The organism is Kribbella sp. CCNWLW201, assembly GCF_037203805.1.
Lineage (GTDB): Bacteria > Actinomycetota > Actinomycetes > Propionibacteriales > Kribbellaceae > Kribbella.
Map to the genome: position 1 here is coordinate 191,166 of NZ_JBBCBQ010000012.1, position 25,739 is coordinate 216,904.

At 68.5% G+C, this 25,739-nt stretch carries 18 protein-coding genes; 17 read left to right on the forward strand and 1 reads right to left on the reverse strand.

Features of this window, described 5'->3' with window-relative positions; genetic code table 11:
• Nucleotides 1-103 precede the first annotated feature (103 nt).
• The 13 genes from V9K99_RS37125 to V9K99_RS37185 all read left to right on the forward strand — a co-directional run bounded on the left by V9K99_RS37125 (nucleotide 104) and on the right by V9K99_RS37185 (nucleotide 17,754).
• Nucleotides 104-442, forward strand: coding sequence for a hypothetical protein (locus V9K99_RS37125; RefSeq protein WP_337324172.1), 339 nt, complete (start codon nucleotides 104-106; stop codon nucleotides 440-442).
• A gap of 16 nt (nucleotides 443-458) precedes the next feature.
• Complete coding sequence (locus V9K99_RS37130) at nucleotides 459-764, forward strand: hypothetical protein (RefSeq protein ID WP_337010544.1); 306 nt, start codon at nucleotides 459-461, stop codon at nucleotides 762-764.
• 93 nt (nucleotides 765-857) lie between these two features.
• Nucleotides 858-1,304 carry a DUF6507 family protein gene (locus tag V9K99_RS37135; protein WP_337010542.1) on the forward strand — a complete coding sequence of 149 codons (447 nt, stop codon included), beginning with the start codon at nucleotides 858-860 and terminating at the stop codon, nucleotides 1,302-1,304.
• Nucleotides 1,301-1,582 carry a hypothetical protein gene (locus V9K99_RS37140; RefSeq protein ID WP_337010540.1) on the forward strand — a complete coding sequence of 94 codons (282 nt, stop codon included), beginning with the start codon at nucleotides 1,301-1,303 and terminating at the stop codon, nucleotides 1,580-1,582. Before V9K99_RS37135 ends, V9K99_RS37140 begins: the two co-directional genes overlap by 4 nt.
• A 62-nt stretch (nucleotides 1,583-1,644) precedes the next feature.
• Nucleotides 1,645-8,163: a toxin glutamine deamidase domain-containing protein gene (locus V9K99_RS37145; RefSeq protein ID WP_337010538.1), complete on the forward strand. Its 6,519-nt coding sequence runs from the start codon at nucleotides 1,645-1,647 to the stop codon at nucleotides 8,161-8,163.
• Nucleotides 8,163-8,636 carry a hypothetical protein gene (locus V9K99_RS37150; RefSeq protein WP_337010536.1) on the forward strand — a complete coding sequence of 158 codons (474 nt, stop codon included), beginning with the start codon at nucleotides 8,163-8,165 and terminating at the stop codon, nucleotides 8,634-8,636. Before V9K99_RS37145 ends, V9K99_RS37150 begins: the two co-directional genes overlap by 1 nt.
• Nucleotides 8,637-8,909: 273 nt before the next feature.
• Complete coding sequence (locus V9K99_RS37155; protein ID WP_337010535.1) at nucleotides 8,910-9,248, forward strand: hypothetical protein; 339 nt, start codon at nucleotides 8,910-8,912, stop codon at nucleotides 9,246-9,248.
• Nucleotides 9,249-9,264: 16 nt separating this feature from the next.
• Complete coding sequence (locus V9K99_RS37160; RefSeq protein WP_337010534.1) at nucleotides 9,265-9,570, forward strand: hypothetical protein; 306 nt, start codon at nucleotides 9,265-9,267, stop codon at nucleotides 9,568-9,570.
• Between the two features lie 97 nt (nucleotides 9,571-9,667).
• Nucleotides 9,668-10,042 (forward strand): DUF6507 family protein, encoded by a 375-nt coding sequence (locus tag V9K99_RS37165; protein ID WP_337010533.1) that lies wholly within the window; start codon nucleotides 9,668-9,670, stop codon nucleotides 10,040-10,042.
• Entirely contained in the window at nucleotides 10,039-10,314 is a 276-nt protein-coding gene (locus V9K99_RS37170) for a hypothetical protein (protein WP_337010531.1), read from the forward strand. The genes V9K99_RS37165 and V9K99_RS37170 overlap by 4 nt, the downstream gene beginning before the upstream one ends.
• 130 nt (nucleotides 10,315-10,444) lie before the next feature.
• Nucleotides 10,445-16,951: a toxin glutamine deamidase domain-containing protein gene (locus V9K99_RS37175; RefSeq protein WP_337010530.1), complete on the forward strand. Its 6,507-nt coding sequence runs from the start codon at nucleotides 10,445-10,447 to the stop codon at nucleotides 16,949-16,951.
• A complete protein-coding gene (locus V9K99_RS37180; RefSeq protein WP_337010528.1) occupies nucleotides 16,945-17,472 on the forward strand; it encodes a hypothetical protein in 528 nt (175 codons plus the stop codon). Before V9K99_RS37175 ends, V9K99_RS37180 begins: the two co-directional genes overlap by 7 nt.
• A 6-nt stretch (nucleotides 17,473-17,478) precedes the next feature.
• A complete protein-coding gene (locus V9K99_RS37185; protein WP_020384847.1) occupies nucleotides 17,479-17,754 on the forward strand; it encodes a hypothetical protein in 276 nt (91 codons plus the stop codon).
• Nucleotides 17,755-17,794: 40 nt separating this feature from the next.
• Here the strand turns inward: V9K99_RS37185 and V9K99_RS37190 are convergent, their stop codons facing one another.
• On the reverse strand, nucleotides 17,795-18,676 hold the full coding sequence (locus V9K99_RS37190; protein WP_337010525.1) for a hypothetical protein: 882 nt from the start codon (nucleotides 18,674-18,676) through the stop codon (nucleotides 17,795-17,797).
• A gap of 168 nt (nucleotides 18,677-18,844) precedes the next feature.
• Between V9K99_RS37190 and eccCa the strand changes: the two genes are divergently transcribed.
• From eccCa to eccD, 4 genes are all read left to right on the forward strand, one after another.
• Nucleotides 18,845-22,804 carry a type VII secretion protein EccCa gene (gene eccCa / locus V9K99_RS37195; protein ID WP_337010523.1) on the forward strand — a complete coding sequence of 1,320 codons (3,960 nt, stop codon included), beginning with the start codon at nucleotides 18,845-18,847 and terminating at the stop codon, nucleotides 22,802-22,804.
• Between the two features lie 118 nt (nucleotides 22,805-22,922).
• Nucleotides 22,923-23,327: a hypothetical protein gene (locus V9K99_RS37200; protein WP_337010521.1), complete on the forward strand. Its 405-nt coding sequence runs from the start codon at nucleotides 22,923-22,925 to the stop codon at nucleotides 23,325-23,327.
• A gap of 1 nt (nucleotide 23,328) precedes the next feature.
• Nucleotides 23,329-24,378, forward strand: coding sequence for a DUF6177 family protein (locus V9K99_RS37205; protein WP_337010518.1), 1,050 nt, complete (start codon nucleotides 23,329-23,331; stop codon nucleotides 24,376-24,378).
• Nucleotides 24,379-24,406: 28 nt separating this feature from the next.
• The gene (eccD, locus tag V9K99_RS37210; protein ID WP_337010516.1) at nucleotides 24,407-25,729 is read left to right on the forward strand and encodes a type VII secretion integral membrane protein EccD; all 1,323 of its coding nucleotides are present in this window, start codon (nucleotides 24,407-24,409) and stop codon (nucleotides 25,727-25,729) included.
• Nucleotides 25,730-25,739: the final 10 nt, after the last annotated feature.

Sequence of the window (25,739 nt, forward strand, 5' to 3'; positions counted from 1 at the left end):
CGACCCGGCGACTCCCATGCACCAGCGCTCCTGCCCCGGCCTTTGCCGGGGCAGGAGCGCTTCGTAGTTGCTGCTCACCTACTGGTGCCTCGAAGGAGAGATAGTGACCGGACGCTGGGATATGGGCCAGGACACCCTGAGCCAGTTGAGCAGGAAGACCTCGACGGGAACCGAGGACCTCGGTGGTCTGGTGCAGCGGCTGGTCGCGGCGGCGGAGCCGCTCGAAGGCAAGATGAGCGGTGCCGGCAAGCAGATGTTCGACTCCTTCAAGGCCAACGTCGACAGCATCGCCGCCGACCTGAACGCCGGCCTCGCAGCGATCAACCAGGGCCAGTCCGGGATGGACGCCGCCTTCCGCACCGGTGACACCGAGATGGCGGACACCGCGAGGAAGAACACGGCCGCGGCCGACTTCGACGGCGCCAAATTCGGCAAGCGCTGAGAGCGGGGAATCGACGATGGCAAACCGCAACAGTTACGACACGTCCGCCTCCGGCGAGGTGCAGTCGACCATCAACAGCCTCTCCGGGCAGATCTCGAGCCTGATCGCGACGCACAGGCAGAACGTCACCGCGGCGTTGTCGGACGCCTCGGCGAGCGGCGTGACGGAGAACTACCGCGCCGTCGAGGACGACTTCAACTCCGCGGCCGACTCGACCCTGGCGATCATCGATTCGCTGAAGTCGACGCTCGAAGCCAACGACGCGACGGCCGCTGCGACCTTGAAGAAGGCATCCGACGCCGTCGACGGCATCGGCGGCTGACCTACCCCACGTCTTCACGGCCCTGGACGTCACCCGGACACGGAGTGCGTCCAGGGCGGTTCTGACACGTGGCGACCGATCTGAGGAGCGACAGTGGACTGGGACATCGACGTCGAGGGCACGTACAAGGTGCTCACCGACACGGCGGCCGCAGCGGAGCCGTTCAACGAGTTGCTGACGGCGTACAACGAGAGCCTGACGGCTCTGATGCACGGAACGACGTACGTGGTCCTCGGCGCAGGCGATCGTCGGGCTGGGGCACGCGGCGGTCCGAACTTCCTGGCAGGGGACGTGGCGGCGCTGGGTTGCCTCAACGTCGTCACGGCGGCCATCGGTGAGTACGCCGAGCACTGGGCGCCGACCCTGGAAGACGCGGCGACGCAGGTCACAGCCTCGCTGACCGGTGCGCAGAATGCCGTCCTGGCCTACATGGAAGGGCAGGAAGGGATGGCCATGAACGCGCAACGGGCCGCTGCGAACGGGTTCGTCCCGGACCCGACGGATGCGATGGCGACCAAGGACGGGGACGTTGCCGTATGACCGATGAGCAGTCGGCGACGGTGCCGGACGAGGTTGCCCAGGCGGCGCGGGTGCGGCTGGCCGAGTGGCTGACCGCTCAGGCGCCGCGGCCTGAGTTGGGTGCGACGGCGGAGGAGTTGGCGGACTGGTCGGCGTATCGGGCGGAGGAGTACGTCGTTTTGGTTCCGCCGGGTTATGCGAATCAGTTGTTCCTGGTGGCTGATCACGGCATCAGTTCGTTTGCGCCGAGTTCGCAGACGCTCGAGCAGGCGATGGTGTCGGCCCGACCCCAGTCGTGACAGTGGTAGCGCCGTACCAGAAGTGATCGTTGACCCAGCGTGTGATCGAGGACTGAGCTGACATGATCCAACCGGAAGGCATCCCGGTCGAGGAACTGAACCACGTGGTCGAGGCCCTCGAGGCCAACATCTCGCCGCTGAGCGCGCTCGGAGAGCCATTCACCGACGTGGGCAGCGATATCCACAACACGTTCCAGGGGTTGAACGAGGTCTACGAAGCACCTGAGCGGGAACTGCTGGTCAGCTCGACGCTGAAGGTCAAGACGAACCTCGACGAGTTCGGCCCGAGCCTTCCGGCGATGGCGGGGCACTTGGCCACCCTGGCCGACGAGCTGCGCAGCCGAGCGAGAGAGCTAGAGGTTCTCCGGAGCTTCGCCACGTCGTGGCATGAGTCGAAGGAGGAGGAAGGCGAGGACTGGCAGCAGAACCAGGGATTGGTCGACATCAACAACGACCTGGTTGCTGCCGTCAACCGGATCATGACGGAGGAGTTGCCGGAGCTCTGCTTCACCGCTGCCAACGAGATCGTCAAGCTGCACGGCGGCGACACCTGGGACCCGGAGACGGGCCTGCGCGAGGGCGAGGAGGCGCCCCCGGCATCGGGGGACGAGGCGGAACCGGAGCCGCCGCCGTGGGGTGACGAAGAGGACGTCGACTATCCGCCCTGGGCGGATGTCGCCATGTTCCCGGGGAACTTCTGTCTCGGCGTGCTCACGGTCGCCGGCCAGACGCTCGAGGGCATCCTGACGCTGGTGCCGGTACTGCCTGCGCTGAACAGCCAGCACCCCGGCTTGTCGGAATGGTTGAAAGACACGTTCAACTACGACATGCCGACCTGGGAGGACTCGAGGAACGCCTGGAAGGGCGTTGGCATGATGTTGGTACAAGTGGCTCTGGCTCCGCAGCAGTTCGGAGCCTGGGTCGGCGAAGAGGTCTTCGGCATCGAGCGGTCCGAAGAGATGAAGGCGTCGACGGAGACGGGCCTGTCGATGGTGGACCAGATGTTCGAAAGCTACGTCGCCTGGGACGAATGGAAGGAGAACCCGGGCAAGGCCTTGGGGATGGTGACCACCAACGTCTTCCTCACCGTCGTCAGCTTCGGCGCGGGCGCAGGAATCAAGGCTGCGGCAATGGCCGGCAGGTACGGTGTCGCGGCGGCGAGAGTCGCCAAGGCGGCCAACTTCGTCGACAACTTGCGGGTCACCGTGCATGACACCGCCCTCAGCGCGGCGCTGAAGATCCCGACGGTCCGCGACGTCGTCAACGGCCTGTCGGAGATCCCGATCCTCGGCGAAAACTTCAAGTTCCACGGCAACCCGCCGGTGGACGTGACGGCGGACGCCCCGGACCTCACCGACTCGACGTCGGCTACATCGTTCGACTCGCCCGACGTCACGACCGACACCTCATCCTTCGAAACCTCGTCCCTGGACAGTCCGACGATCGACACGCCCGATATCGACGCTCACGACACCACGTACACCCCAAGCACCGACTCCACGCCAAACCACACGGACCCGGGCGCGACGACGCCGGCCTCGCCCGCGGACCCAGGAAGCACGACGCCGGTTTGGCACACGGACCCCGGCACGACGACGCCGGTCTGGCACACGGACCCCAGTACGACACCGACCACACGTCTGCCGGATTCGACCACGCCGCCGACCACACGCGTGCCGGATTCGACCACGCCGCCGACCACACGCGTGCCGGATTCGACCACGCCGCCGACGACTCGCCCGCCGGACCCGACGCGCCCATTGGATACGTCGCGCACTACAGAGATGGATGCGCCGAGGAGTCCGGAGAGCACGCGTACGTCGGAGTCGGATGCGGCGGAGAGTCCGGAGAGCACGCGTACGTCGGAGTCGGATGCGGCGAAGAGTCCGGAGAGCACGCGTACGTCGGAGTCGAATGCGCCGAAGAGTCTGGAAACGACGCACACACCCGAGACAGCGCGCAAGGCGCAGACGGGCACCTCGAATACACCGCGTACGACGCACCCGCCGGAGAACACTCCGACGACTCCGACCACGCATTCGCCCGAGGGCACGCCGCAGCCGGCAGCCGCCAGAACCGCCGACCCCGTCGTGCCACCGGTCATGCCGATGCACCCCGGCGTACCAAATCACACCGGTACGCCAAACAACCCAAGCACCCCGAACACGCCCAACGCCCCGACCACGCCTCACGCCCCGACCACGCCCAACACCCCTGGCGGGCCGAGGCCGGAGAAGCCATGGGAGCCGTTCGCCCCCCTGCAGCAGCGCCCGTTCGGGCCACCGCCCTCGCGGCACCCGGACGCTAACAAGCCGACCGACCGCCCGAGCGATCCCAAGCCGGTCGATGTCCCGAACGAGCGCGAGCCGGTCGACGCCGCGAACGACCCCAACTGGGATGACCGGCTGCGGCGGCAGGTCGAGATCGACAAGCTCAAGCCGGCGCACACACTCCCCGCGCCGGGCAAACCGCGGTCGGACATCGACCCGAACCAGTACATCGCGCCCGACCCGACCGATGCCCGCCGGTTCGAGTTGGTCGACGCGGTCGGGAACCAGCCGCTGCGCAACGTGAGGGCCTGGATGGGCAAGGTCAATCCGTACCACAGGCTGAGCAAGGTGTTCCAGATGAACTGCGGGGACGGCTCGCGCAAGACCTCAGCCATCTTGAACGGTGACTCGCCGGAGCTGGCCGCCGGAAGGAAGTTTGCCGGCGGCGAGAATCCGGAAGCCACGCTCGAGTGGATGGATCTGGATGACTTCAAGCCGGGGAACAAGATGGCGGCGCCGGACACGCCGCACAACCCGGCCGACTTCACCAACGCCGCCTACCGCAGGGTGTACGACGAGCTGATCGGTAAGCCCGCGGGCACGCACGCGCAGATCTTCGTCACCTGGAAGTCCACGATGCCTGGTATTCCGGGCAATGGGCACGTCTTCAACGCGTTCGTCGACCAACGGGGCCGGGTCAACTGGCTCGACACGCAGCCGCCGGGCGGCAAGCTGATGGACGCGTACCCGGACTGGGCCGGCTGGAAGAAGCCGCACCCCATCAATCCGCACCCCGGTGACATCACGTCCATCCAGTTCGCCACCCGGATACCGGGCGGCAAGTGGGACGGCGTACCGCGGACGCCGAACACACCCCCGGCGTCACAGCTGCAGTTCCAGCGCCCGCAAACACCCCTCGGCGACCGGCGCTACATGGTGGATCCGGCGAGCCTGCCGATCAGCAGCCGCATCGAACCCCCGCCCTCAGGCGGCACGCCGTACACAAGTGCACCGTCCCGCGCGTCGGAGCCGAACGTTCCGGAGCCGGTTACGCCGGACATGCATACACCGGACACGAATGTGCCGGAGCCGGGGATGCCCGACTCTTCGGCTCCGGAGTCGGATGCGCCCGAGGCCGCCGAGCAGTACGGCGGTTTGCGCGACTTGTTCAAGCGTCGGAGTGGTTCGGACGCAACGCAGCCGGTCCCGGAGAACCCGATCCGCAGCGCCGGGCAACCGGCGTCGCCAGGCAGGCGCGTGCCGTCGGAGCTGGCGGACCGCAACTTCCGGGCTTCCGATCAGGACAAGGAAGAAATGATTGGTACGGATCCGTCGTACAGCCGGAGCAGGGTGGCGGACAAACGGGAACGGGGGCGGTTGGAGCTCGGTGGCCTCGTCGACGACCTGTCGGATGCTGAACTCCTCGCCATGGACAAGATGCTGCAGATGGATCACCGGACCATCAACAAGGACCTCCGCGCAGGTGATCCGGACGCCGAGCGGCTACCCGTGGTCCGCAACGCGGTTTCAGCGCTGAACAAGCTGCCGGATTTCCGGGGTGAGATCCACCGTGGCATCGAAATCGCTCCGGAGGAGCTGCAAGAGTTCGTGAACCGCTACAAACCCGGCGCGACCGTGCCGGAGGTGGCCTTCACGCACTCGGACAAGTCGAAGGGCTCTGCGCATGGCGGCAACGTGCATCTGGTCATCGACGCTCGGCATGGCAAGGACTTGTCGTTCATGCGGGAGCGCTCGGTCAACCAGAACGAAGTCATGCACCCGCCGCACACCACGTTCTATCCGACTCGTCTCGAGTACGACGAGTCCACGGGCAAGGTGGAGCTGTGGGTCCGTGACCACGGAGGGCCGGCCGATCCTCCCCCCGGCGGCTGGCCGGAGCTGCCGACCGTTGGAGGCGTCGACCCGAGGCACACTGCCGTACGGGAACAGGTTGAGGGGAACCTCCGTCCGGTGACGCCTGATGCTCCGCAGGAGGCGGTGGATCCGTTCGCCAACCCTGACGTGCAGTACAAGCCGACTGAGCCGGGTAGCCAGGCGTGGCAGCAGCCACCTCCTCCTGAGCAGCTGTCGGGTCCTTATGGTTCTGGCCAGTACGGTTCTGGACAGTCACAGCACCCGGCCGATCCGTATGGTTCCGGGGATTCGCAGCAGCCGGTGGATCCGTTCGCCAATCCTGAGGTGCAGTACAGGCCGACTCAGCCGGGTAGCCAGCAGGGGCAATTCGGGCCAGAACAAGGTCAGGCGCCGTACCAGCGCGCGTCGCCGGAGCAGTCCTTCGGACCAGGGCACGGGCAACCAGATTCGCCCTACAGCCCGACCCAGCAACCGCCCTTCCCGCCGCAGCGCTCAGTGCAGCCGGAGCAGCAACCGTTCCCACCCCAGCACCAGCCGGGATCGCCGTACGGTCCGCCGGCTCAACACCCGGTTCAGCCGCCGCAACACCAGCCGGGGTCGCCGTACCAGCACCCGGGGCAGCCGTCGTACCAGCAGCCCGGACAGCCGCCGTACCAACACCCCCCGCAGCCGGGGTCGCCGTATCAGCAGCCAGGGCAGCCGGATCCTTACGCGCCGCCGCGTCAGCCGGATCCGTATGGTCCGCCGATGCAGCGGCCGCCTTGGTCGCCGCAGCAGCCGGAGCGGCCGCAGTACAGGCCGGAGGAGCACGGGCCGAGTGCTCGACAGATGCCGGAGGAACCGAGTCTGCCGGAGCCGAGGCGCGCGCCGGATCCGGGTGACGCCGTGTCGCCGGGGAGCAAGTTCCTCGACGACGTTCAGGCACACCGTCCGGACACCACTCCGAACGCGCCCGACATCAGGCCGGAAACGCCGGGCACCCCGGCGGGCAGACCAGAGGATCACGGGTTCGACGCCCCAGACCAGGTACGTCGCGCCGCGTCGCCGGAGGCGGAGGCTCGGTTCCTGGCGGAGCTGCGCGAGGCGTCGGCGAGGTGGGATGGTCAGGATGTCCAGGACCTCAATGAGTTCGGTGGTTCGACGGCCAACCTGATCAACCGGATGCTGCGGAACCCCGCGCAGGGCATGGATCTCATCCGGAGCCAGACACCGCATCTGACGGAGTGGATAGACCGGGTGGACGGCCTGATTCGGGATGCACCGAGGGTGGCGGAACCGCGCACGCTGTTCCGTGGTCTCGCCGCGCCTCAGCACGTTCGGAGCAAAGCCGACTTCCGGCAGTGGGTGCAGGAGACGTTCGGAGGCGGCCGGTTTAACAACCCGGGCTACACCTCGACGACGATGAATCCGGAGCGGGCTGCGGACTTCGCGAACCAAGGTGGCGCCAAGTTCGGTGTCGTGGTGGAGATCCGCTCGCCGCAAGGTCTGCCGCTGGGCAAGGTCACGCACGACCGGGTGATTCTGGACGAGGTGCACGAAGGCGAGTACGCACTGCCGCGTGACTTCGGCGGCAGGATCGTGGGCATCAGCGACGGTGTGCCGTTCGACCGCCGGGGCGGACAAGAGCCGTACGTCGTCATCCACGTCGTCGACGACTCCCTGCCCAGCGGTCCGCTGCCGGACTCGCACTCACCCGACACACCCGGCGCACCAGGTTCATACCCGCCGGGCACGCCGGAGGGCCCGCATCCAGACCAGCCCCAGACGCAGGCCCGGCAACAGCCGCAGCCGCAGCAGGGTGGGCCGTCTGAGCAGTACGGCGGTCAGTTGCCGCATTCGCAGGATGGTGCGCAGCCGTCACAGCCTCAGTACGGCGGTCAGCCGCCCGGTGGATCCCCGCCGGCGGCCGGCGGGCAGGATTGGCGGCCGGGTGACAGCGGTTTCGGGGTGAGCAACAAGCCGGGCTTCGATCCCGCGTTCCATCACAAGGCGCTCGGGGACGAGTTCGCGCCCGGAGTCCACGACCCGGACGGGAAGTTCGTGTCGAAGGAGCGGAAGATCGCCGACGACCTCGAGCAGGAGGGCTGGCGGGTCGACGCACGCCGGGAAGATCACACCGTTGAACACCTGAAGAACCCGGAGGCGATGGTTCGCAAGGATCCAGCCGACGAGGGCCGGATCACTGAGTTCAAGACGCTGGAGCCGACGCCGAACGGCAAGCCGGTGAACGCGGCGAAGCGGAACATCAACGACGCGAGTGACCAGGTTCCGCCTGATGGTGAGGTGGTCATCGACGCCAGCAAGGTCGGCCTCACTGAGGCAGAGGCGGAACATGCGTTCCGCAAGGCGCGCGGCCAGCATGGCAAGACGGTCGCCGCGCAGGTGCATATCATCCTCGGCGACGGCCGGATCGTGACCTATCCGAAGGAGAGTTGATGGCCACGCGGGAGAACATCTTCCTGCAGTCGGGGTCGACGGTTCAGGACGAGGCGAACCTGCTCCAGGACCTGCTCGGACTGGAGCCGATCCCGGACACCTCCGGGGCCGGGCCGGATCAGCACGGCCTGCGTGGTCCGGCCCGGACCGGCGCCGGTGTCGTGGGCTTCGTGGTCCAGCCGAACTACCACGTCGAGACGGACCCGGAGCCGGACGACGTGCAGGCGATCGACACCTATCCGATGGAGATCGACATCTGGCTGGGCCGGGACGAGGCGGTGCAGTTGCAGGAGGCGCGGCTGGTGTTCGACCGGCTGGTCGAGGCGCGCCCGGAGGTGCCGATGCTGCTGTGCCACGACCTCGGTCGGCTGGTCGCGGCCTATCTTCCGGGCCGGGGCATCCATGAGTTCCCTGCCGGTACGACGATGGACGCACCGGACGCCGACCAGTGGCGCGACTGGGTACAGCCCTGAGGATGGTGACCGGCACGAGGCCGATCGACGAGGCCGCGCTGGACCTGGCGGACCAAGGGAGCTGAGCAGGGTCGACGTACGTGGTGGGCGGCGGGCTGTTGGGTAGGTCACAGTGAATGGTGGTTGACTGAGGCAACCAACTTCGAGGTGGTTGTTGCGGGAGCCTTTCGATCCTGGTCGAAAGGATCACAGGTGTGCCGTGGGGCCCGCGGGATGACCCGGGGCCCCGACTATCGTGTGCGTGCGGCGCAACCCCACCTCGAAGGAGAGACAGTGACCGGACGCTGGGACATGGGCCAGGACACCCTGAGCCAGTTGAGTAAGAAGACCTCGACCGGGACCCAGGACCTCGGCGGCCTGGTGAAGCAGCTGGTCGCGGCGGCGCAGCCGTTGGAAGGCAAGATGAGCGGCGCCGGTAAGGCGATGTTCGACTCCTTCAAGGCCAATGTCGACGGTATCGCCGCCGACCTGAACGCCGGGCTCGCGGCGATCAATGAGGGCCAGTCCGGCATGGACGCCGCCTTCCGTACCGGTGACACCGAGATGGCTGACACGGCGAAGAAGAACCAGGGCGCGGCTGACTTCAACGCCGCCAAGTTCGGTAAGCGCTGAGAGAGAGGGATTGACGATGGCAAACCGCAACAGCTACGACACCGCCGCCTCCGGCGAGGTGCAGTCGACCATCAACAGCCTCTCGGGCCAGATCTCGAGCCTGATCGCGACGCACAAGCAGAACGTGACGGCGGCGCTGTCGGACGCCTCGGCGAGCGGCGTGACCGAGAACTACCGCGCGGTCGAGGACCGCTTCAACACCGCGGCCGAGTCGACGCTGGCGATCATCGCGTCGCTGAAGGAAACCCTGGCGGCGAACGACGCGACCGCGGCTGCGACGCTGAAGAAGGCCTCGGCCGCCGTCGACGGCATCGGCGGCTGACCCAGCTCCGGACATCTTCACGGCCCTGGACGTCACCCGGAAACGGGAGTGCGTCCAGGGCAGTTCTGACCCGTGGCGACAGATCTGAGGAGGGACAGTGGACTGGGACATCGACGTCCAGGGCGTGACCAAGGTGCTCACCGACACGGCGACCGAAGCGGAGCCGTTCAACGGCTTGATCACGACGTACGGCGAGAACCTGCAGGCCATCATGGACGGCCTGAACTACGAGTCCTTCATGGTCGTCGCGGCGGCCGTCGGTGAGTACTCCCAGCACTGGGCGCCGACGCTGCAAGCCGCGGCGACGCAGGTCAGTGCCTCGCTGACCGGTGCGCAGAACGCCGTCAAGGCCTACATGGAAGGCCAGAACGAGATGGCCATGAACGCGCAACAGGCCGCAGCGAACGGGGAGGTCCCGGACCCGCCGGGAACACCACAGACCAAGCCGACCGGGGAGAACATCGCGGTATGACCGATCAGCAGCCGGTGCCGGACGAGATTGCCCAGGCCGCGAAGGTGCGGCTCGCCGAGTGGCTGACCGCTCAGGCGCCCACGCCGGAGCTGGGGGCGACGCCAGAGGAACTGGCGGACTGGACGGCGTACCAGGCGGAGGAGTACGTCGTCCTCGTGCCGCCCGGGTACGCCAACCAACTGTTCCTGGTGGCCGATCACGGCATCAGTTCCTTCGCGCCGAGTTCGCAAACCCTTGACCAGGCGATGGTGGCGGCCCGGCCGCAGTCGTGACAGCGGCCGCCGCACAACTCGCCGTACGACGCGCGCGTCGTACGGCGTCGCCGTGACCACGTGACCCCGTACCCCCTCGCCGTACCAGAAGCAGTCGTTGACCCAGCATGTGACCGAGGACTGAACTGACATGATCAAACCCGAAGGCATCCCGATCACGCAGCTGAACAACGTGGTCAAGGCCCTTGACGAGAACGTGTCGGAGCTGAGCGGACTCGGTCAGCAGTTCAGCGACATGGGCAACGGCGTCCACAACACCTTCCAGGGCCTGAACCAGGTGTACCAGGCGCCCGAGCGGGAGCTGCTGGTCGGTTCGACGAAGAAGATCCAGGACAACCTGACCGAGTTCGGCCCGAGCCTGCCGGCGATGTCGGGACACCTGACCACCCTCGCCGACGCGGTGCGCACCAGAGTGGGCACGCTGGACGACATCCGGGAAGAGGCCTACCAGTGGCACCGCCGCAAGGACGGCAACCCGGAGTGGCAGAACGATCAGGACATGATCGACGACAACAACCGGATGGTCCAGGACGTCACCCGGATCATGACGGAGGAGTTGCCGGACCTCTGCTTCACCGCGGCCAACGAGATCGTCAAGCTGCACGGCGGTAAGACCTGGGACCCGGAGACGGGCCTGCGCGAAGGGGAGCAGCCGCCCCCGCCGCCGGAGAACGAGGAGGAGCCCCCGCCGCCCGCGTGGGGGACGGAAGAGGAACGGGACAAGCCGCTCTGGCAGGACATCGTCGAGTTCCCCGGCAACGTCCTCCTCGGTGTCGTCACCGTCCTCGGTGAGACGGTCGAGAGCATCCTGACGCTGGTGCCGGTGCTGCCGCTGCTGGACATGATCCCCGGCTTCTCGGAGACGATGAAGGACTGGTTCAACTGGGACGTCCCGACCTGGGAGGACGCGGGTAACGCCTGGAAGGGCCTGGGCATCTTCGTCGGGCAGATCCTGACGGCTCCGGTCCAGCTTGTGGCGTGGGGCGCCGAAGCCCTCTTCGGCCTCGAGCGGCCCGGATGGATGAAGGAGTGGAGCGAGACGGGCCTCGCGATGGGCGAAGGCATGCTCAAGGGGTTCGTCGCCTGGGACGAATGGTCGAAGAACCCGGGCAAGGCGTTCGGGATGGCGCTGACGAACATCGTCGCCACCGTCGCCTCTGGTGGTTCGGCCGGTGCGGTCAAGACCGCGGCGCTGGCCGGCAAGTTCGGCGCCGCGAGCGCTGCGGTGGCGAGGGTTGCCAAGGTGGCCGAATTCGCGCAGACGACGCGGATCACCATGCACAACGCCGCCCTCGGCGCGGTGACGAAGATCCCGAAGGTCAGCGATGTGATCTCGGGGATGGCGAAGATCCCGATTGTCGGCGACACCTTCAAGATGCAGGGCCTCCCGAAGGTCGACGTGTCGGTGGACACCCCGGACCTCTCCAGTACGTCGCACCCCTCGATCGACACGTCGTCGGTCGACAGCCCATCGGTGGACACGTCGTCGGTCGACGCTCCGTCGGTGGACAGCCCGTCCGTGGATGCTCCGTCCGTGGACAGTCCGTCGGTCGACACGCCACACGTCGACAGCACCCACACCCCGAGCGTCGACTCCCCGTCCCACACAGACCCGGTTTCCCCGCCGGTGTCACACACGGACCCGACCACCACAACCCCGGTCTCGCACACCGATCCCGGCACAACTCCCGGTACGACGAGTCCTGCTTCGCACACGGACCCTGGGACAACGTCGCCTGGTACGCGTACGCCCGATTCGACGACGTCGCCTGGTACGCGTACGCCCGATTCGACGACGTCGCCCGGTACACGTACGCCGGATTCGACCACGTCGCCCGGTTCGCGTACGCCCGATTCGACGACGTCGCCTGGCACGCGTACGCCGGATTCGACCACGTCGCCCGGTTCGCGTACGCCGGATTCGACCACGTCGCCCGGTTCGCGTACGCCGGATTCGACCACGTCGCCCGGCACGCGTACGCCTGACTCGCAGACCACTCCGGGCACTCGCACGCCTGACTCGACGACCACGCCGGGCACGCGCACCCCCGAGACGAACGCGCCGCATACTCCGGAGACCTCGCGTACGCCGGAGACGAATGCGCCGCGCACTCCGGAGACCTCGCGTACGCCGGAGACGAACGCCCCGCGCACTCCGGAGTCGCCGCGCACACCGGAGACGAACACGCCGCACACTCCGGAGTCGCCGCGTACGCCGGAGACGAATACGCCGCACACTCCGGAGACCTCGCGCACTCCGGAGACGTCGCGTACGCCGGAGACGAATACGCCGCATACTCCGGAGACCTCGCGCACACCGGAGACGAATGCGCCGCACACTCCGGAGACGCCGCGTACGCCGGAACCGGCAGCCGCCAGGAACGCCGATCCGGTGCCACCGGTCATGCCGATGCATCCCGGCGTACCAAGTCATGCCGGCACGCCCAACGTGCCCACAACCCCGCACGGCACACCCAACGCTCCGAGGCAGCCGAACACCCCGGGCCAGCCGAACACCCCGCATCAGCCCAACACCCCGGGGCAGCCCAACAGGCCGCACGACGCCGGGAACGACCCCAGGTACGACGACCCGTTGGCGCGGCAGATCGAGATCGACAGGCTGAAGCCGGACTACGTCCAGCCGGCGCCGAACAAGCCCAGGACTTTGGTCGACATGTACGACCACATTCCGCCGGACCCGATGGACCCGCGCAAGTTCGAGCTGCAGGATGCCGTCGGCAACGATCCGGTCGGCAACGTGCTCAAGTGGGCGCACAAGGTGAACCCGGACAACGGGTTGTCGCCGGCCTACGGGATGAACTGTCCCGACGTGTCGCGCGCCCTGTGCGAGATCCTCAACGGCGAACCTCCGCGGCTGGCAGCCGGGAACAAGTTCGCGCGTGGTGAGAACCCGGACACGACGCTCGAGTGGATGGGCTTGAGGGACGTTCCGGCGGCCAACAAGTTCCAGCGTCCGCCGGGCCGTGACGGTGACTGGTCAGTGGACCAGGCGGCGTACCAGAAGGTCCGTGACGCGCTGCAGGGCCGGCCGCCGGGCACTCACGCCAACATCGGCGTGTACTACGTCGGCGGTGGTGGGCACCGCTTCACCGCCTACGTCGACACGGACGGGTCGATGAAGTGGCTGGACGGTCAGCCGTCGGAGGCGGCGCGTAAGCTGCCCGAGGGAAGTCCGCAGCAGCTGGCCCAGATCCAGCGCGACATGGTCAAGAACAGCGGCGATGTGCCGCTGGCGACTCACATCCAGCAGCTCGACTTCGCCGTACGCGAGCCGGGCGGCAAGTGGGAAGGCGTCCCGCGGACGCCGGCCGACCCGCCGGCCTCACAAACCCGCTTCGGCGCGCCGCGCCCCCTCCACAGCTCGCAAACACCCGACCTGCCGGACAGCTCGCACACACCGGATGTTCCGGAGGTCCCGCGCACGCCAGATGCGCCGGAGAGTCCGCTCCCGCCACAGAGATCCAGTACGCCGGGAGATCCGCACCAGCCGTCGATCGCGGACCGACTGAACCCGGAGGGTGACCGGCCCACCCGCAGTGACTGGGACGACCTGACTGAGCTCAATCCACCGTCCTCTCGTACGCCGGAGGCGCCGGAGAGCCGCGTACCGGAGACGAATGCGCCCGAGATGAATGCGCCGGAGTCCCGCGGGCCAGAGGCGAACGCTCCGGAGGTGGGCACGCCCGGCTCACGCCGCACACTGGACGACCTGACAGAGCTTCATCCACCGTCCTCTCGCACACCGGAGACCCGGGTGCCGGAGTCGCCGGATGGGTCGCCGGATGGGCGCACGCCGGAAGCGCCGGAGAACCGTGTGCCGGACGCGCCGGATGGACGTACGCCGGAAGCGCCCGAGAGCCGGGTGCCGGAGTCGCCGGACGGGCGTACGCCGGAAGCGCCCGAGAACCGTGTGCCGGACGCGCCGGAGAACCGTGTGCCAGAGTCGCCGGATGGGCGGGCGCCGGAGGGGCGTACGCCGGGAGCGGCGGAGAGTCGGGTGCCGGATGGTCCCTTGAGGCGGGTGCCGGGGGAGCGGTATGCGGGGTCGGAGTTGGCGGATGGGGACTTCCGGGCTTCTCGGCGGGATGAGGACGAGTTCCTGCGTACGGCGGGGTCGTACAACCCGGATGAGATGCGGCTGCACCGGGAACGTGGCCGGGAGCAGCTCGGTGACGGGATCGACGAGCTGACGGACGTCGACATCCGTGCGATGGAGAAGTTGTTGAAGATGGACCACCAGGACATCAACAACGACTACCGGGCGGGTGACCCGACCGTCGAACAGCGGCCGATCGTCCGCGTCGCGGCGTCCGCGATGAACAAGATGCCGGATGCGGTGGGGGAGATCCACCGTGGCCTCAGCTTCGACACGCCGGAAGAGTTGGCGGCGTTCCTGAACCGGTACGAGCCCGGTGGTTCCGTGAACGAGGCCGCTTTCACCCACTCGGACAAGGATCTGGACGGCGCGAAGATGTTCGGGCGGGATGTGATTCTGCACATCGATGCCCGCCACGGTAAGGACATGACCTTCCTGCGCGATCCGCACAACGGCGCCAAGGAAGTCATTCATCCGCCGCACACGACGTTCTATCCGACTCGGCGGTGGCAGGACGAGGACGGCAAGTGGCATATCGAGATGCGTGACTACGGCGGGCCGGCGGAGATCCCGCCTGGCCAGCGGCCGGAGCCGGTCGTCATCGAGCCAGACGCCGGGCGTTCGTACTGGGCGCAACGTGCTGCGAACCGCAACTCGCCGGGGACGCCGCAAACTCCCTGGCAGCCGACGGCGCCGTCTGGTCAACCGGACTACGGCCCACCCTCGGACTGGTACCAGCAGAACCAGCCACCGACCCCGCAGCAGACGCCGACCTACCACCCAGGTCAGCAACCACCTGCCCCGCAGCAGCCGGTGAACCCGTACAACCCCGGTCAGCCACAACAGCATTTCGGTCCGGGCCAGCCGCAGCAGCCGGGGTATCACCCGGGGCAGCCGCCGGCTCAGCAGCCGGGGTACCACCCTGGGCAGCAGCCGGGTCAGCCGCCGTATCCGCCGCGTCAGCCGGAGGCGCCGTACCAGCAGCCGGGTCAGCCGCCGCATCAGCAGCCGGGTCAGCCGCCGCATCAGCAGCCCGGATACCAACCGGGGCAGCCGTACGGGCCGGGGCAGCGGCAGCCGGAGCAGCCGGGGTACCCCAGTCAGCAGCCGCGTCAGCCTGGGCAGCCGCCGTACGGCCAACCGCACCACCAGCCGGGGCACCACCCGGGTCAGCAGCCGTCGGCGCCGCACTACCCGGAATCGCACCCGGGCCGGCAGCCGGAGTCGCCGTACCAGCAGCCCGGTCAGCCACCGCACCAGCAGCCCGGTCACCCGGGGCAGCCGGATCCGTATCAGCAGCCGGGTCACCCCGGTCAGCACCCGGACCCGTATCGGCAGCCTGGCCATCCCGGTCAGCAGCCGGGGCAGTCGCCGTACCAGCAGCCTGGGTATGACCCGAGGCAGCCGCAGCAGTTCCCGCCGCGGCACCCGGAGAACCCGTATCAGCAGCCTGGCCATCCCGGTCAGCACCCGGACCCGTATCGGCAGCCGGGTCAGCCGCCGCATCAGCGGCCGGAATACCAGCCGGGGCAGCATCCGCAGGGTCCGGGGCAGCCGGATCCTTATGCGCCGCCGCGTCAGCCGGATCCGTACCAGCAGCCGGGACAACAGCCGCATCAGCAGCCGGGGCAACCGCCGTACGGACAGCCGCACCAGTACCCGGGTCAGCAGCCGTATGGGCAGCCGCATCAGCCGGGGTCGTTCGGGCCGGGGCAGCAACCCGGGCCGTACGCTCGGCACACGCCGGACCAGCCGGATTACGGGCAGCCGGGTCAACAGCCGGGGTCCCACCCCGGGCAGCAGCCGTACCAGGGCGGTCAGCCGCCGCAGGGTGGTGGGCAGCCCCAGCAGTACGGCGGCCAGCCGTCGCAGTCGGGGCCGCAGGGTGGGCAGCCGGCGGGTGGCTCGCACCCGGCGAACGCGAACGCGGGCTACCCCGTGCGGCCGCCGGACGTGAACGAGTTCACCATCAACGGCACACCCGAGCTGGAAGACATGTACCGGCAGATCAGGAACTCGACGGACGACGTTCCGAAGGTTGCCGATGCGGCCGGTGTGGATCCAGCCCTGGTGGACGTGGCCAAGCGGAACGTCTTCGTGAACACCCATGACGTCGCGATCGCGCCGGGGGACATGCGGCACGGCAACTTCAGGCCGCTGCAGGAGATCGCTGACCTGTGGAAGGCCGCGATGGACGGCACGCCGTTGACCCATGCCGAGACGAACGCGCTGCGAACCCTGATCGCCCATGAATATGTGGAGGCCAGGCTGCTCGAGACCGGCGTCCCCTACAACCGGGCCGACCCGAGGGCGTGGGACGAGGACGGCGGTTACAAGTTCGAGCCCGAGTTCGCGGGTCCGCACGAGGTGGCACCTCGGTCACTGCAGCGGTCGGACGGAGTCGACCTGCTGCGACACTGGAACAGGCTCGAGCTGACACCACCGCCTGGTGGTCTCGCACCCGACCTGTCCAACCTTGACGAGTTCGTCCAGTACACGAGAGAGGCAATGGGATGGTGACCGACACGGCCGCTGCGGAGCGGATGGTCGACCGCCTTCTCGCCGTGAAGTTCGACGACGACGCGGCGTTCGAGCATCGGCGTTCCCGCTCCCGGCTGGCGCGCGAGTTCCTCCGGCGTACGGCGCAGTGGGCGCAGGCACTCGGAACGGAGAAGAGCTGGCCGTTCGGTGATCTGGCCGGCGCTCTGGATTCGGAGGTCGCGGTCGACCCGGCGCTGCTGGCGCGGCTCGAGATCGATCCGTCGGCTGGCAAGGAGTTCCCGATCTGGCCGGAGGTGGGCGCGGTGATCGTGCGCTGGGCGGCGCTCGGCGACCTGCCGCGGCAGCGGTTCGCTGCGCTCGACGATCCGTACGAGCCACTGCTCGCGTTGTTCGAGCGGGGCGGCGGCTACTCGCTGGGGCATGGGTCCATCGAGCTCGGGTATGGATCGTTCCCGCTGCTGACGCTGGCCGACCGGGCTGCGCTGGAGCCGAGGCCGATCGACCCGGCGACACTGGACCAGTTGGATCTGGAGGGCTGACGCGCGATGTCGGGGAACTACGGGACGCAGGTCATCGAATCGGTTGCTGTTCGGCGGCGGCGGTTGCGGGAGGCCTGGTTGTTTGGGGCCGAGCGGGCCAAGAACACGTTGAACGAGCAGACCGGGAAGGTCCTCGCCAGCGTGATGATCGGGGCGGTCGCGTGTGCGGGGTGCGCGGGTGTGTCGTACTTCAAGTCGGCGCAGGCGAAGGAGAAGCAGAACCAGCAGCCGACGCCGACCGCGACCACGTCTGGCCCGGTCAGCCCGTCACCGTCGAAGTGAGCGACGCAGCGGCTCTGGATGCGCTGGTTCGGGGGAGAAGCTAGCGGCCGAAGAGGTGACGCAGCCAGGTCCTGCGCGGCTGAGGTTTCAACGCAGCTGGGAGTACGGCGCTCGGCGGTGTGGCCAGCGTGACGGGTACCTGGACCATCTGATCGCCCTGGAGCCAGTAGAGATCCGGCGAACACTGGTCCGGCGCACCGCGGTAGCTGTCGGCGATCCACCGGGCCAGCGCGTCGGCACGGGCCTGGCCGGCGTCGGCGGGGCAGTAGGCGACCGTGCTCAACCGCGGCACGCCGATCAGCACCCCCGCGCCTATCGATGCTTGTGGCAACAAGTGGTCCCGGTCGACGATCGCCATCGACACCAGCCGGTCGCCGTCGCGGCTGAGCACCGAGAAACCGTCGTGCTGCTGCGGTTCCAGGTCCGCGATCTCGGCCAGGCTGAGGCTGACCGGCGACGGTACACCGGGATCGCCGAGTCCCAGCATCGACCGCCGTACGACGGTCAGCCGCCGGAACTCGTCGCCGGTACGGATGAACACCACCACCTCGAAGTGATCGCCGAACGGCAGCAGCGCGTCCGCGACCGGACCGCCGGTGCGCGCAGACCAGCCGCGTTGGACGAGTAACGCACGCTGGCGTTCGGCGACATCGCCGTACCGATGCTCCTCTGTGGCGAGCTCACCCTCGGCGACGACGGCCCGCAGCCAGGCCTCGATCTGTTCCGGCCAGCGCTGTTGTGGTAGCTGGAGGCAACGATCGACGATCTCGCTGACGCCCACCACGGCGGACATCTGCAGGGCGCCGCGGCCCCAGCCGACCTCGACCGTGCGCTGCTCGGCGTCCACCACGCAGCCCGGTAACCAGATCGGCGCCAGATCCGCAATCATTTCGACGACCGCGGAATCGTTCGTGCTCGTCATCCCTTGACCTCACCCACCATTAGAGTGTCTCGCACGTCCGTCGGTAAGAAGTACGCAAGTCCCCCCGCGCATCGCGGGCTGGTCCAGCGGAGGAAAACCTTAGTGGCAAGCCGGATCGTGCATCGCCCTGCGCGGCGTACACCTGCCCCCGGGGTGCAGCAGCAGCGCGTGATCGAGCCGGCGCCGAGTCTCGGCGGCGGTGGCGCGGGCGGGGGCGGCAACGCGATGCAGATGCTGTTGCCGATGGTCGGCAGCGTCGGCTCGGTCGCGATGATGACGATGGGCCGGTCCGGCCCGATGGTGATGGTCGGGATCGGGCTGCTCGGGCTCACCCTGATCGGCTCGATCGGCGGCATGCTGACGTCCCGCGGCAAGGGCGGCAAGGATCGCAAGCACCAGCGCGCTCGCTACCTGGACTACCTCGAGCGGATGCGGGACGACTTCTCGAAAGAGGAGCGCACCTCCCGGGCTCAGGCGCTCGAGCTGAACCCGCCGCCGGACGCTCTGCTCGACTGTGTGACGGACGTCTCCCGGCTGTGGGAGCGGCGTCGTACCGACAGTGACTTCCTGCAGCCGCGCTGCGGCAGCGGCCGGGTGCCGGTGGTGCCTGCGGTGGTGGGCGCGGGAGGTTCCGCGATGGAGCCGCCGGACCAGTTCATGATGGCCGAGGCCAACGCCCTGGTACGGCGGTTCACGCTGATGCCGGACATGCCGTTGACCGTGCCGTTGGACCACGTCGGCAACGTCAGCATCGTCGGGGACCGCGAGGGCGTCGTCCGGGTGGCTCGGTCGCTGCTGGTGCAGACCGCGGTCTTCCACGCGCCGGAGGACGTCAAGCTGGCGGCCGCCTTCCCGCGGGCCGCGCTGCCGGACTGGCACTGGATGAGCTGGCTGCCGCACGTCCAGGACCCCGAGCGCAAGCAGGGCCCGATCCCGTTCCGCCGAATCGCGGAGACACCTCAAGAGCTGTCGCAACTGCTCGCGGACGATCTGGGGGAGCGGGTCCAATGGGCGACCGAGTCTCGTCGCGGATCGGTGGACTTCGAGGACCGCCGCCGACTCACCCAGCGGCTGCTGGTGTTGCACGACACGTACGGCGACGTGGCCGCCGAGATCCGCCCACAGGCGGACGACTCGCTCGTCCCTGGGGAGCTCGGCGTCACCGTTCTGCACCTGGTCGCCGACCGGCTGCAGGAGCCGAGTTCGGTGACGATGCGGATCACGGTGTTCGGCGACGAGATCCGGGTCGAGGATCTGCGCGGCCAGTACCCGATCGCCGCCAGCGGCCAGGTCGACCGGATGGAAGCCGCGGTCGCCGAGGGCATCGCCCGTGAGCTCGCGCCGCTGCGGTTGTCCGAGGAGTCGCTGGAGGAGGACGCGCAGCGCGACAACGTGGACTTCATGGGCCTGATCGGCATCACCGACGTGGCCCGGCTCGACTTCCGGCAGCTGTGGCAGCCGCGTCCTGATCGGGCGTTCCTGCGGGTGCCGCTCGGGGTCGACGACAACGGCGGCATCGTGCTGGTCGACCTGAAGGAGTCCGCCCAGCTCGGTATGGGTCCGCACGGTCTGATCGTCGGTGCGACCGGCTCGGGTAAGTCCGAAGTACTGCGGACCATGGTGCTGGCGCTGCTGGCCACGCACACCCCCGACGACCTCGCCTTCGTGCTGGTCGACTTCAAGGGCGGTGCGTCGTTCGCGCCGTTCGAGGGGGTGCCGCATGTGGCCGGCATCATCACCAACCTGCGCGACGACGCGAGCCTGATTGAGCGCGCGTACAAGAGCCTCGAAGGTGAGGTGGAGCGTCGCCAGCAGGTGCTGAAGGACGCCGGCAACAAGGCCAACATCACCGACTACCGGCTGCAGCGCGAGCAGCAGCCGGACCTGCCGCCGCTGCCGCACCTGTTCGTGATCATCGACGAGTTCGGCGAGCTGCTGACCGAGCGGCCGGACTTCATCGACCTGTTCCTCTCGATCGGCCGGATCGGCCGGTCCATCGGTGTCCACCTGCTGCTGTCCAGCCAGCGGATCGAGGCGGGCAAGCTGCGCGGCCTGGAGACGTACCTGTCCTACCGGTTGGGTCTGCGGACGTTCTCCGAAGAGGAGAGCCGGACGGTGCTGGACACGCCCGACGCGTTCCACTTGCCGCCGCTGCCCGGGTTCGGGTTCCTCAAGGTCGACACGAGCGTGTACCAGCGGTTCAAGGCGGCCTACGTCTCCGGGCCGTACGTCGCTCCCTCCGGTGAGGTCGTCGAGGACGAGGGCGCGGAGGTCCGGCCGCTCGCGCTGGCGCCGTACCAGCAGTCCGAGGCGGAGCTGCAGGCGCGGCAGCCGGTCGAGGCGAAGGCGACCGAGCGTACGACGGGGCCGACGGAGCTGGAGGTGTTTGTCGACCAGGTGCGCCGTACGGCCCAGCCGGTGCTGAAGATCTGGCTGCCGCCGCTGCCGACGGCCTGCACCTTGGACGGTCTGGCCGGTCGCGCCGACTTCGTCAACGGCCGCGGTCTGCAGCTGGCCGTCCGGTCACCGCAGATGAAGCCACCGGTCGGAGTGATCGACGACCCGAGCAACCAGCGCCAGGAGGTCTTCCGGCTGGACCTGACCCGGGCCGGTGGTCACGCCGCGATCGTCGGCGGTCCGCAGTCCGGCAAGACGACCGCGCTGCGGACCCTGGTCACCTCACTGGCGCACACGCACACCCCGCAGGAGGTCGCGATCTACGCGCTCGACCTCGCGGGTGGCGGTATGCAGGCGCTGTTGGAACTGCCGCATGTCGGCGGCGTCGCGCTGCGCACCGACCGGGAGCGGGTCCGCCGGACGGTCGAGGAGATCCGGGGGATGATCGACCACCGCGAGCGGGTGTTCCGCAACCACGCCATCGACACCATGGAGAGCCTCCGCAAGGACCACGCGGAGGGCCGGATCCCGGAGCTGCCGGTCGCGGACGTCGTACTGGTGATCGACAACTTCGGTGCGATCCGGACCACCTTCGACGAGCTGGACGAGCCGATCACCGACATCCTGCAGCGCGGCAGCAACTACGGCGTGCATGTGGTGACGTCGATGATGCGCTGGAACGACGTCCGGATGCAGAACCAGGCGATGTTCGGCACGATGCTCGAGCTGCGGCTGAACGACCCGACGGACTCCAACATCGACCGGCGGCTGCAGGAGGTCCTGCGCAAGGCCGGCCCGGGCCGGATGCTGGTGCCCGGGAGCACCAAGCTGTTCGCCCAGTTCGCGCTGCCGCGAGTGGACGGCGTCGCTGCCGACGACGACCTGGCCGAGGTGCTCGGCGCGCAGGCTTTGTCGGTCCGGTCGACCTGGCAGGGGCCGCGGGCGCCGCAGATCCGGATCCTGCCGCTGAAGCTGCCGCGCGACCAGGTCGCCGACGAGGTTCGGCAGCCGGCTGTCGTCCCGATCGGTGTGGACGAGCGGGCGCTGGCGCCGGTGTATCTGGACCTGGCCGGCCGGGACAGCAATCTGGTGGTGTTCGGCGACAGCGGCTCCGGCAAGACCAACATCGTCCGGCTGATCGTGCAGCAGCTGATCGAGCGGCACAAGTCCGACCAGCTGGTGTTCGCGGTGATGGATCCGCGGCGCGGTCTGCGCGAGTACGTGCCGGAGGAGTACGTCGGTGGCTACGCGCCGACCGGCCGGGTCGCCGCCGGTCTGGCCGCGGGGGTGTCGCAGGAGCTGGCGAAGCGGATGCCGGACGACACCGGAGCGATTCCCGAGGCGGGCCAGGGTGGGCCGCGGATCGTCGTACTGGCGGATGACTACGACCTGCTGACGTCGGGTGGGCAGTCGCCGATGGATCCGTTCCTCCCGTACGTCGCCTCCGGCCGGGACATCAAGTTGCACTTCATCGTGACCCGGCGTGCCTCGGGTGCGTCGCGGCAGATGTACGAGCCGTTCATGTCCGCGGTGCTCGAATCCGGAGCGGCCGGGCTGGTGCTGTCGGGTGACCGCAGCGAGGGACAACTCTTCACAGGTGCGCGCCCGGGCGACTATCCGCCTGGTCGCGGCTTGTTCGTACGACGAGGCGACGGACCACAGCTGGTCCAGACGGCGCTGGCCGACGCAGTCCAGCCCGCCAGCCAGAGCAGCGGAGGAACAACGACATGACAGTGCATATGGCCGGGCCTCCGGCACCGGCGGGGTCATGGCGCTTTGACTCCCGGCCTTCCCTCGTCGCTCCAGTCGCTTCGCTCCCTCCACTCCTCAGTCCAGGCCGGGAGGCCCCATGACATACGACCTGGTGGCACTCGTGGACGGGCGCCCGTCGAGCGAGGACGTCCTGGCGGGACTTGCCGCCGCGGGGGATGAGCTGGGAGTTCGCGCGGTGAGCGGCGGCGCCGTCATCCAGTTGTGCGGTGAGGACCACCTGCCACTGGTGTCGGTCGAGCTGCCGCTGCTGATCCAGGTGCCGGGCGAGGTGGAGCGGATGCTCGGTACGTCGGTCGGCACGGTCGAGACGCCGGCCTGGTGGGTGGAGATCCGTGCGACGGCTCGCGACGGGGCCCGCGAGGTCGCGGAGCAGTACGCGAACACGCTGATCAGCCGGCTGGGCGGCAAGGTCTGGACGTCGGCCGGGGTCGAGACACCCAAGACCGGGACACCGCAGGGCGCGAGCGAGGGAACCGACTGAGATGCCGAACGAACTGGTCTTCAGCCCGGGCGTCGACCTGATCACCGACCAGGTCGCCGTCGTCATGCAGGACCGCCCCGTGATCGGGATGTCGGCCTGGCTCAGTGACGCGATGGCGTCGGCCAAGATGGCCAAGCGCGACGTGCAACTGGTCACGCCCAAATCCTCCAAACTGACCTGGCCGGTCCGCTCGACGCTGTTCGCCGGCGTGCGCTCGAAGTGGGTGGTGACCGGCTCGGACGGCGAGTACTTCGACGGGTTGAACGGCGTCCGGCTGAAGTGGAACGGCGACCTGTTCATCGCCCGGTCGACGGCCAAGCCGGGCGAGCAGAGCTCCGACCTGCACCCGGACTACGTCGTGCCGGAGAAGCCGTTCGCCCAACTGCAGTTCACCGTGCGGGTCCGGCACAAGCCGACCGAAAGCCTCGTGCTCGGCCGGGTCGCCGAGCGGCTGTTCACCGCGACCACGGGGAGTGGACCGGCCGGCTGGGCGACGTCCGAGCCGGTGACGCAGCCGTGGAGCCCGGAGGCCCTGACCGAGTACTGCCGGGGCCGGGCGCCGTCTCCGACCTGGCTGATCCTGGCCGGGCAGCCGGGTGCGGAGTTCAAGCCTGCGGTCGGCACGCTCGAGGCGCGCCGGGTGCAGTCGGGGCTGGACGAGACCGTGACGCTGGCGGTCGCCCAACCCGGGCTGGACTTCCCGGACGCGAACAAGGTCGGCGTGTGGATCGACGAGATCGCCGACAACTTCGAGCTGATCTCCGCGATGGTGATGGGGTCGTACGGCGCTGCCGACGGCACGTACCAGCCGCGGTTCGCCGGGATGGCCTCGCCGATCGGGGTCGCCGCCGGGAACGAGGCGGTCCGGACGTCCAGTGTCGCGGAGATGGTCAAGGTCGAGGGGATCAGCCGCGCGATGGCGATCGGCCCGGCGCACGCGCCCGCGATCTGGTACCCGATCGGGAACGGTCGCGAACCGCGCGACTGGCATAAGTACTCGACGCTGATGAAGAAGCTCATCGCCGCCGACGCGACGGCGGGCAAGAAGTGACGCAGGAACAGAACAGGAGCACGTGTCGATGAGCATCTACAGCCGGGTCACGGTGATCGGGCAGCGGAAGCGGATGGATGCCGTGCTGCCTGCCGACGAACCGCTCGGCGTACTCCTGCCGGACCTGCTCCGGATGCTGGAGGAGCCGCTGCAGCAAACCCCGCAGCGCCACTTCCTCACCACCGCGACCGGCGTCCTGGTGCCGCCGGAGGGGACGCTCGCATCGGCGCAGATCATCGACGGCTCGGTACTGCGGCTGGCGTCCGAGGGCGAGTTGCCGCCACCGCCGACCGTGTACGACGTGACCGAGGAAGCGGTCGAGGACCTCAAGCGCCGCGGTGCGACGTTCAAGCCGTCACACCGGCGCGTCCTGGCCGGCGCGGGCCTCGTGTTCTCGATCGTCGCCGGTGCGATCTCGTTGCTGGTCGCCGCGCCGAACGCGTTGACCGGCGTGATCCTGCTGGTGCTCGCGGCGATCTGTGCTTTCGTCGGCATCGCTCTCGGCCGGTCCGGCAACAAGGTGGTCGCGATCCCGCTGGTCACGGTGGCGACCGTCGTACTGGCGCTGACTGCGGCTTTCTGGGCACTGGACGCGGGTTGGGAGCTCGGGCTGGGGATCACGGTCGGAGCGCTGTGTCTGGCCTTCGGTCCGATGTTCTACGCGGCTGCCGGTGTGGCCGGTGGCGGTGTCGTGGCGGGTGCGACGTCCGTGTTGTTCGTGGCGGTGTGGATGGTCGGTGCGGGTACGGGTCTCGCTGCGGATCGCACCGGTGCGCTCGCGGCGTTGCTCGCCGTGCTGCTGCTTGGACTGCTGCCGCGGTTGGCGCTGGCGTTGTCCGGGCTTTCCGGTCTTGATGATCGGCGCGCCGCCGGTCAGGAGATCATGCGTGGTGACGTGCAGAGTGCGCTGAACGCAGCACACCTCGGACTGGCGTTGGCGGTCGTGCCGATCGCGGTGTCGTCCGCGGTGGCCGGGATCATGTTGCTGCGGCAGGGCGGGGCCTGGGCTGTTGCGTTGGCGCTCGTGCTCGCGTTCCTGCTTGCGTCGCGGTCGCGGCTCTATCCCTTGGTGAGCGAGGTCGCCGTACTGTTCGCGGCCGCGTTCACGATCGTGTCGGGGTGCGTGCTGATCGCGGCGGTGAACGGTCAGGGCGGTGCGTTCATCGCGCTCGGGCTGCTGGTGCTGGTGGCGATGTTCTGCGCTTTCGGTCTCAGTTTCGCACCGGCGGAGCATGTCCGGGCGCGGCTCACCCAGCTGCTCGACTATCTTGAGGTCGGGGCGATCATCGCGACGGTCCCCCTGGCGCTGGGAGTGTTCGGCGTCTATTCGAACCTGCTGAACGCATTCTGACGACCGGATG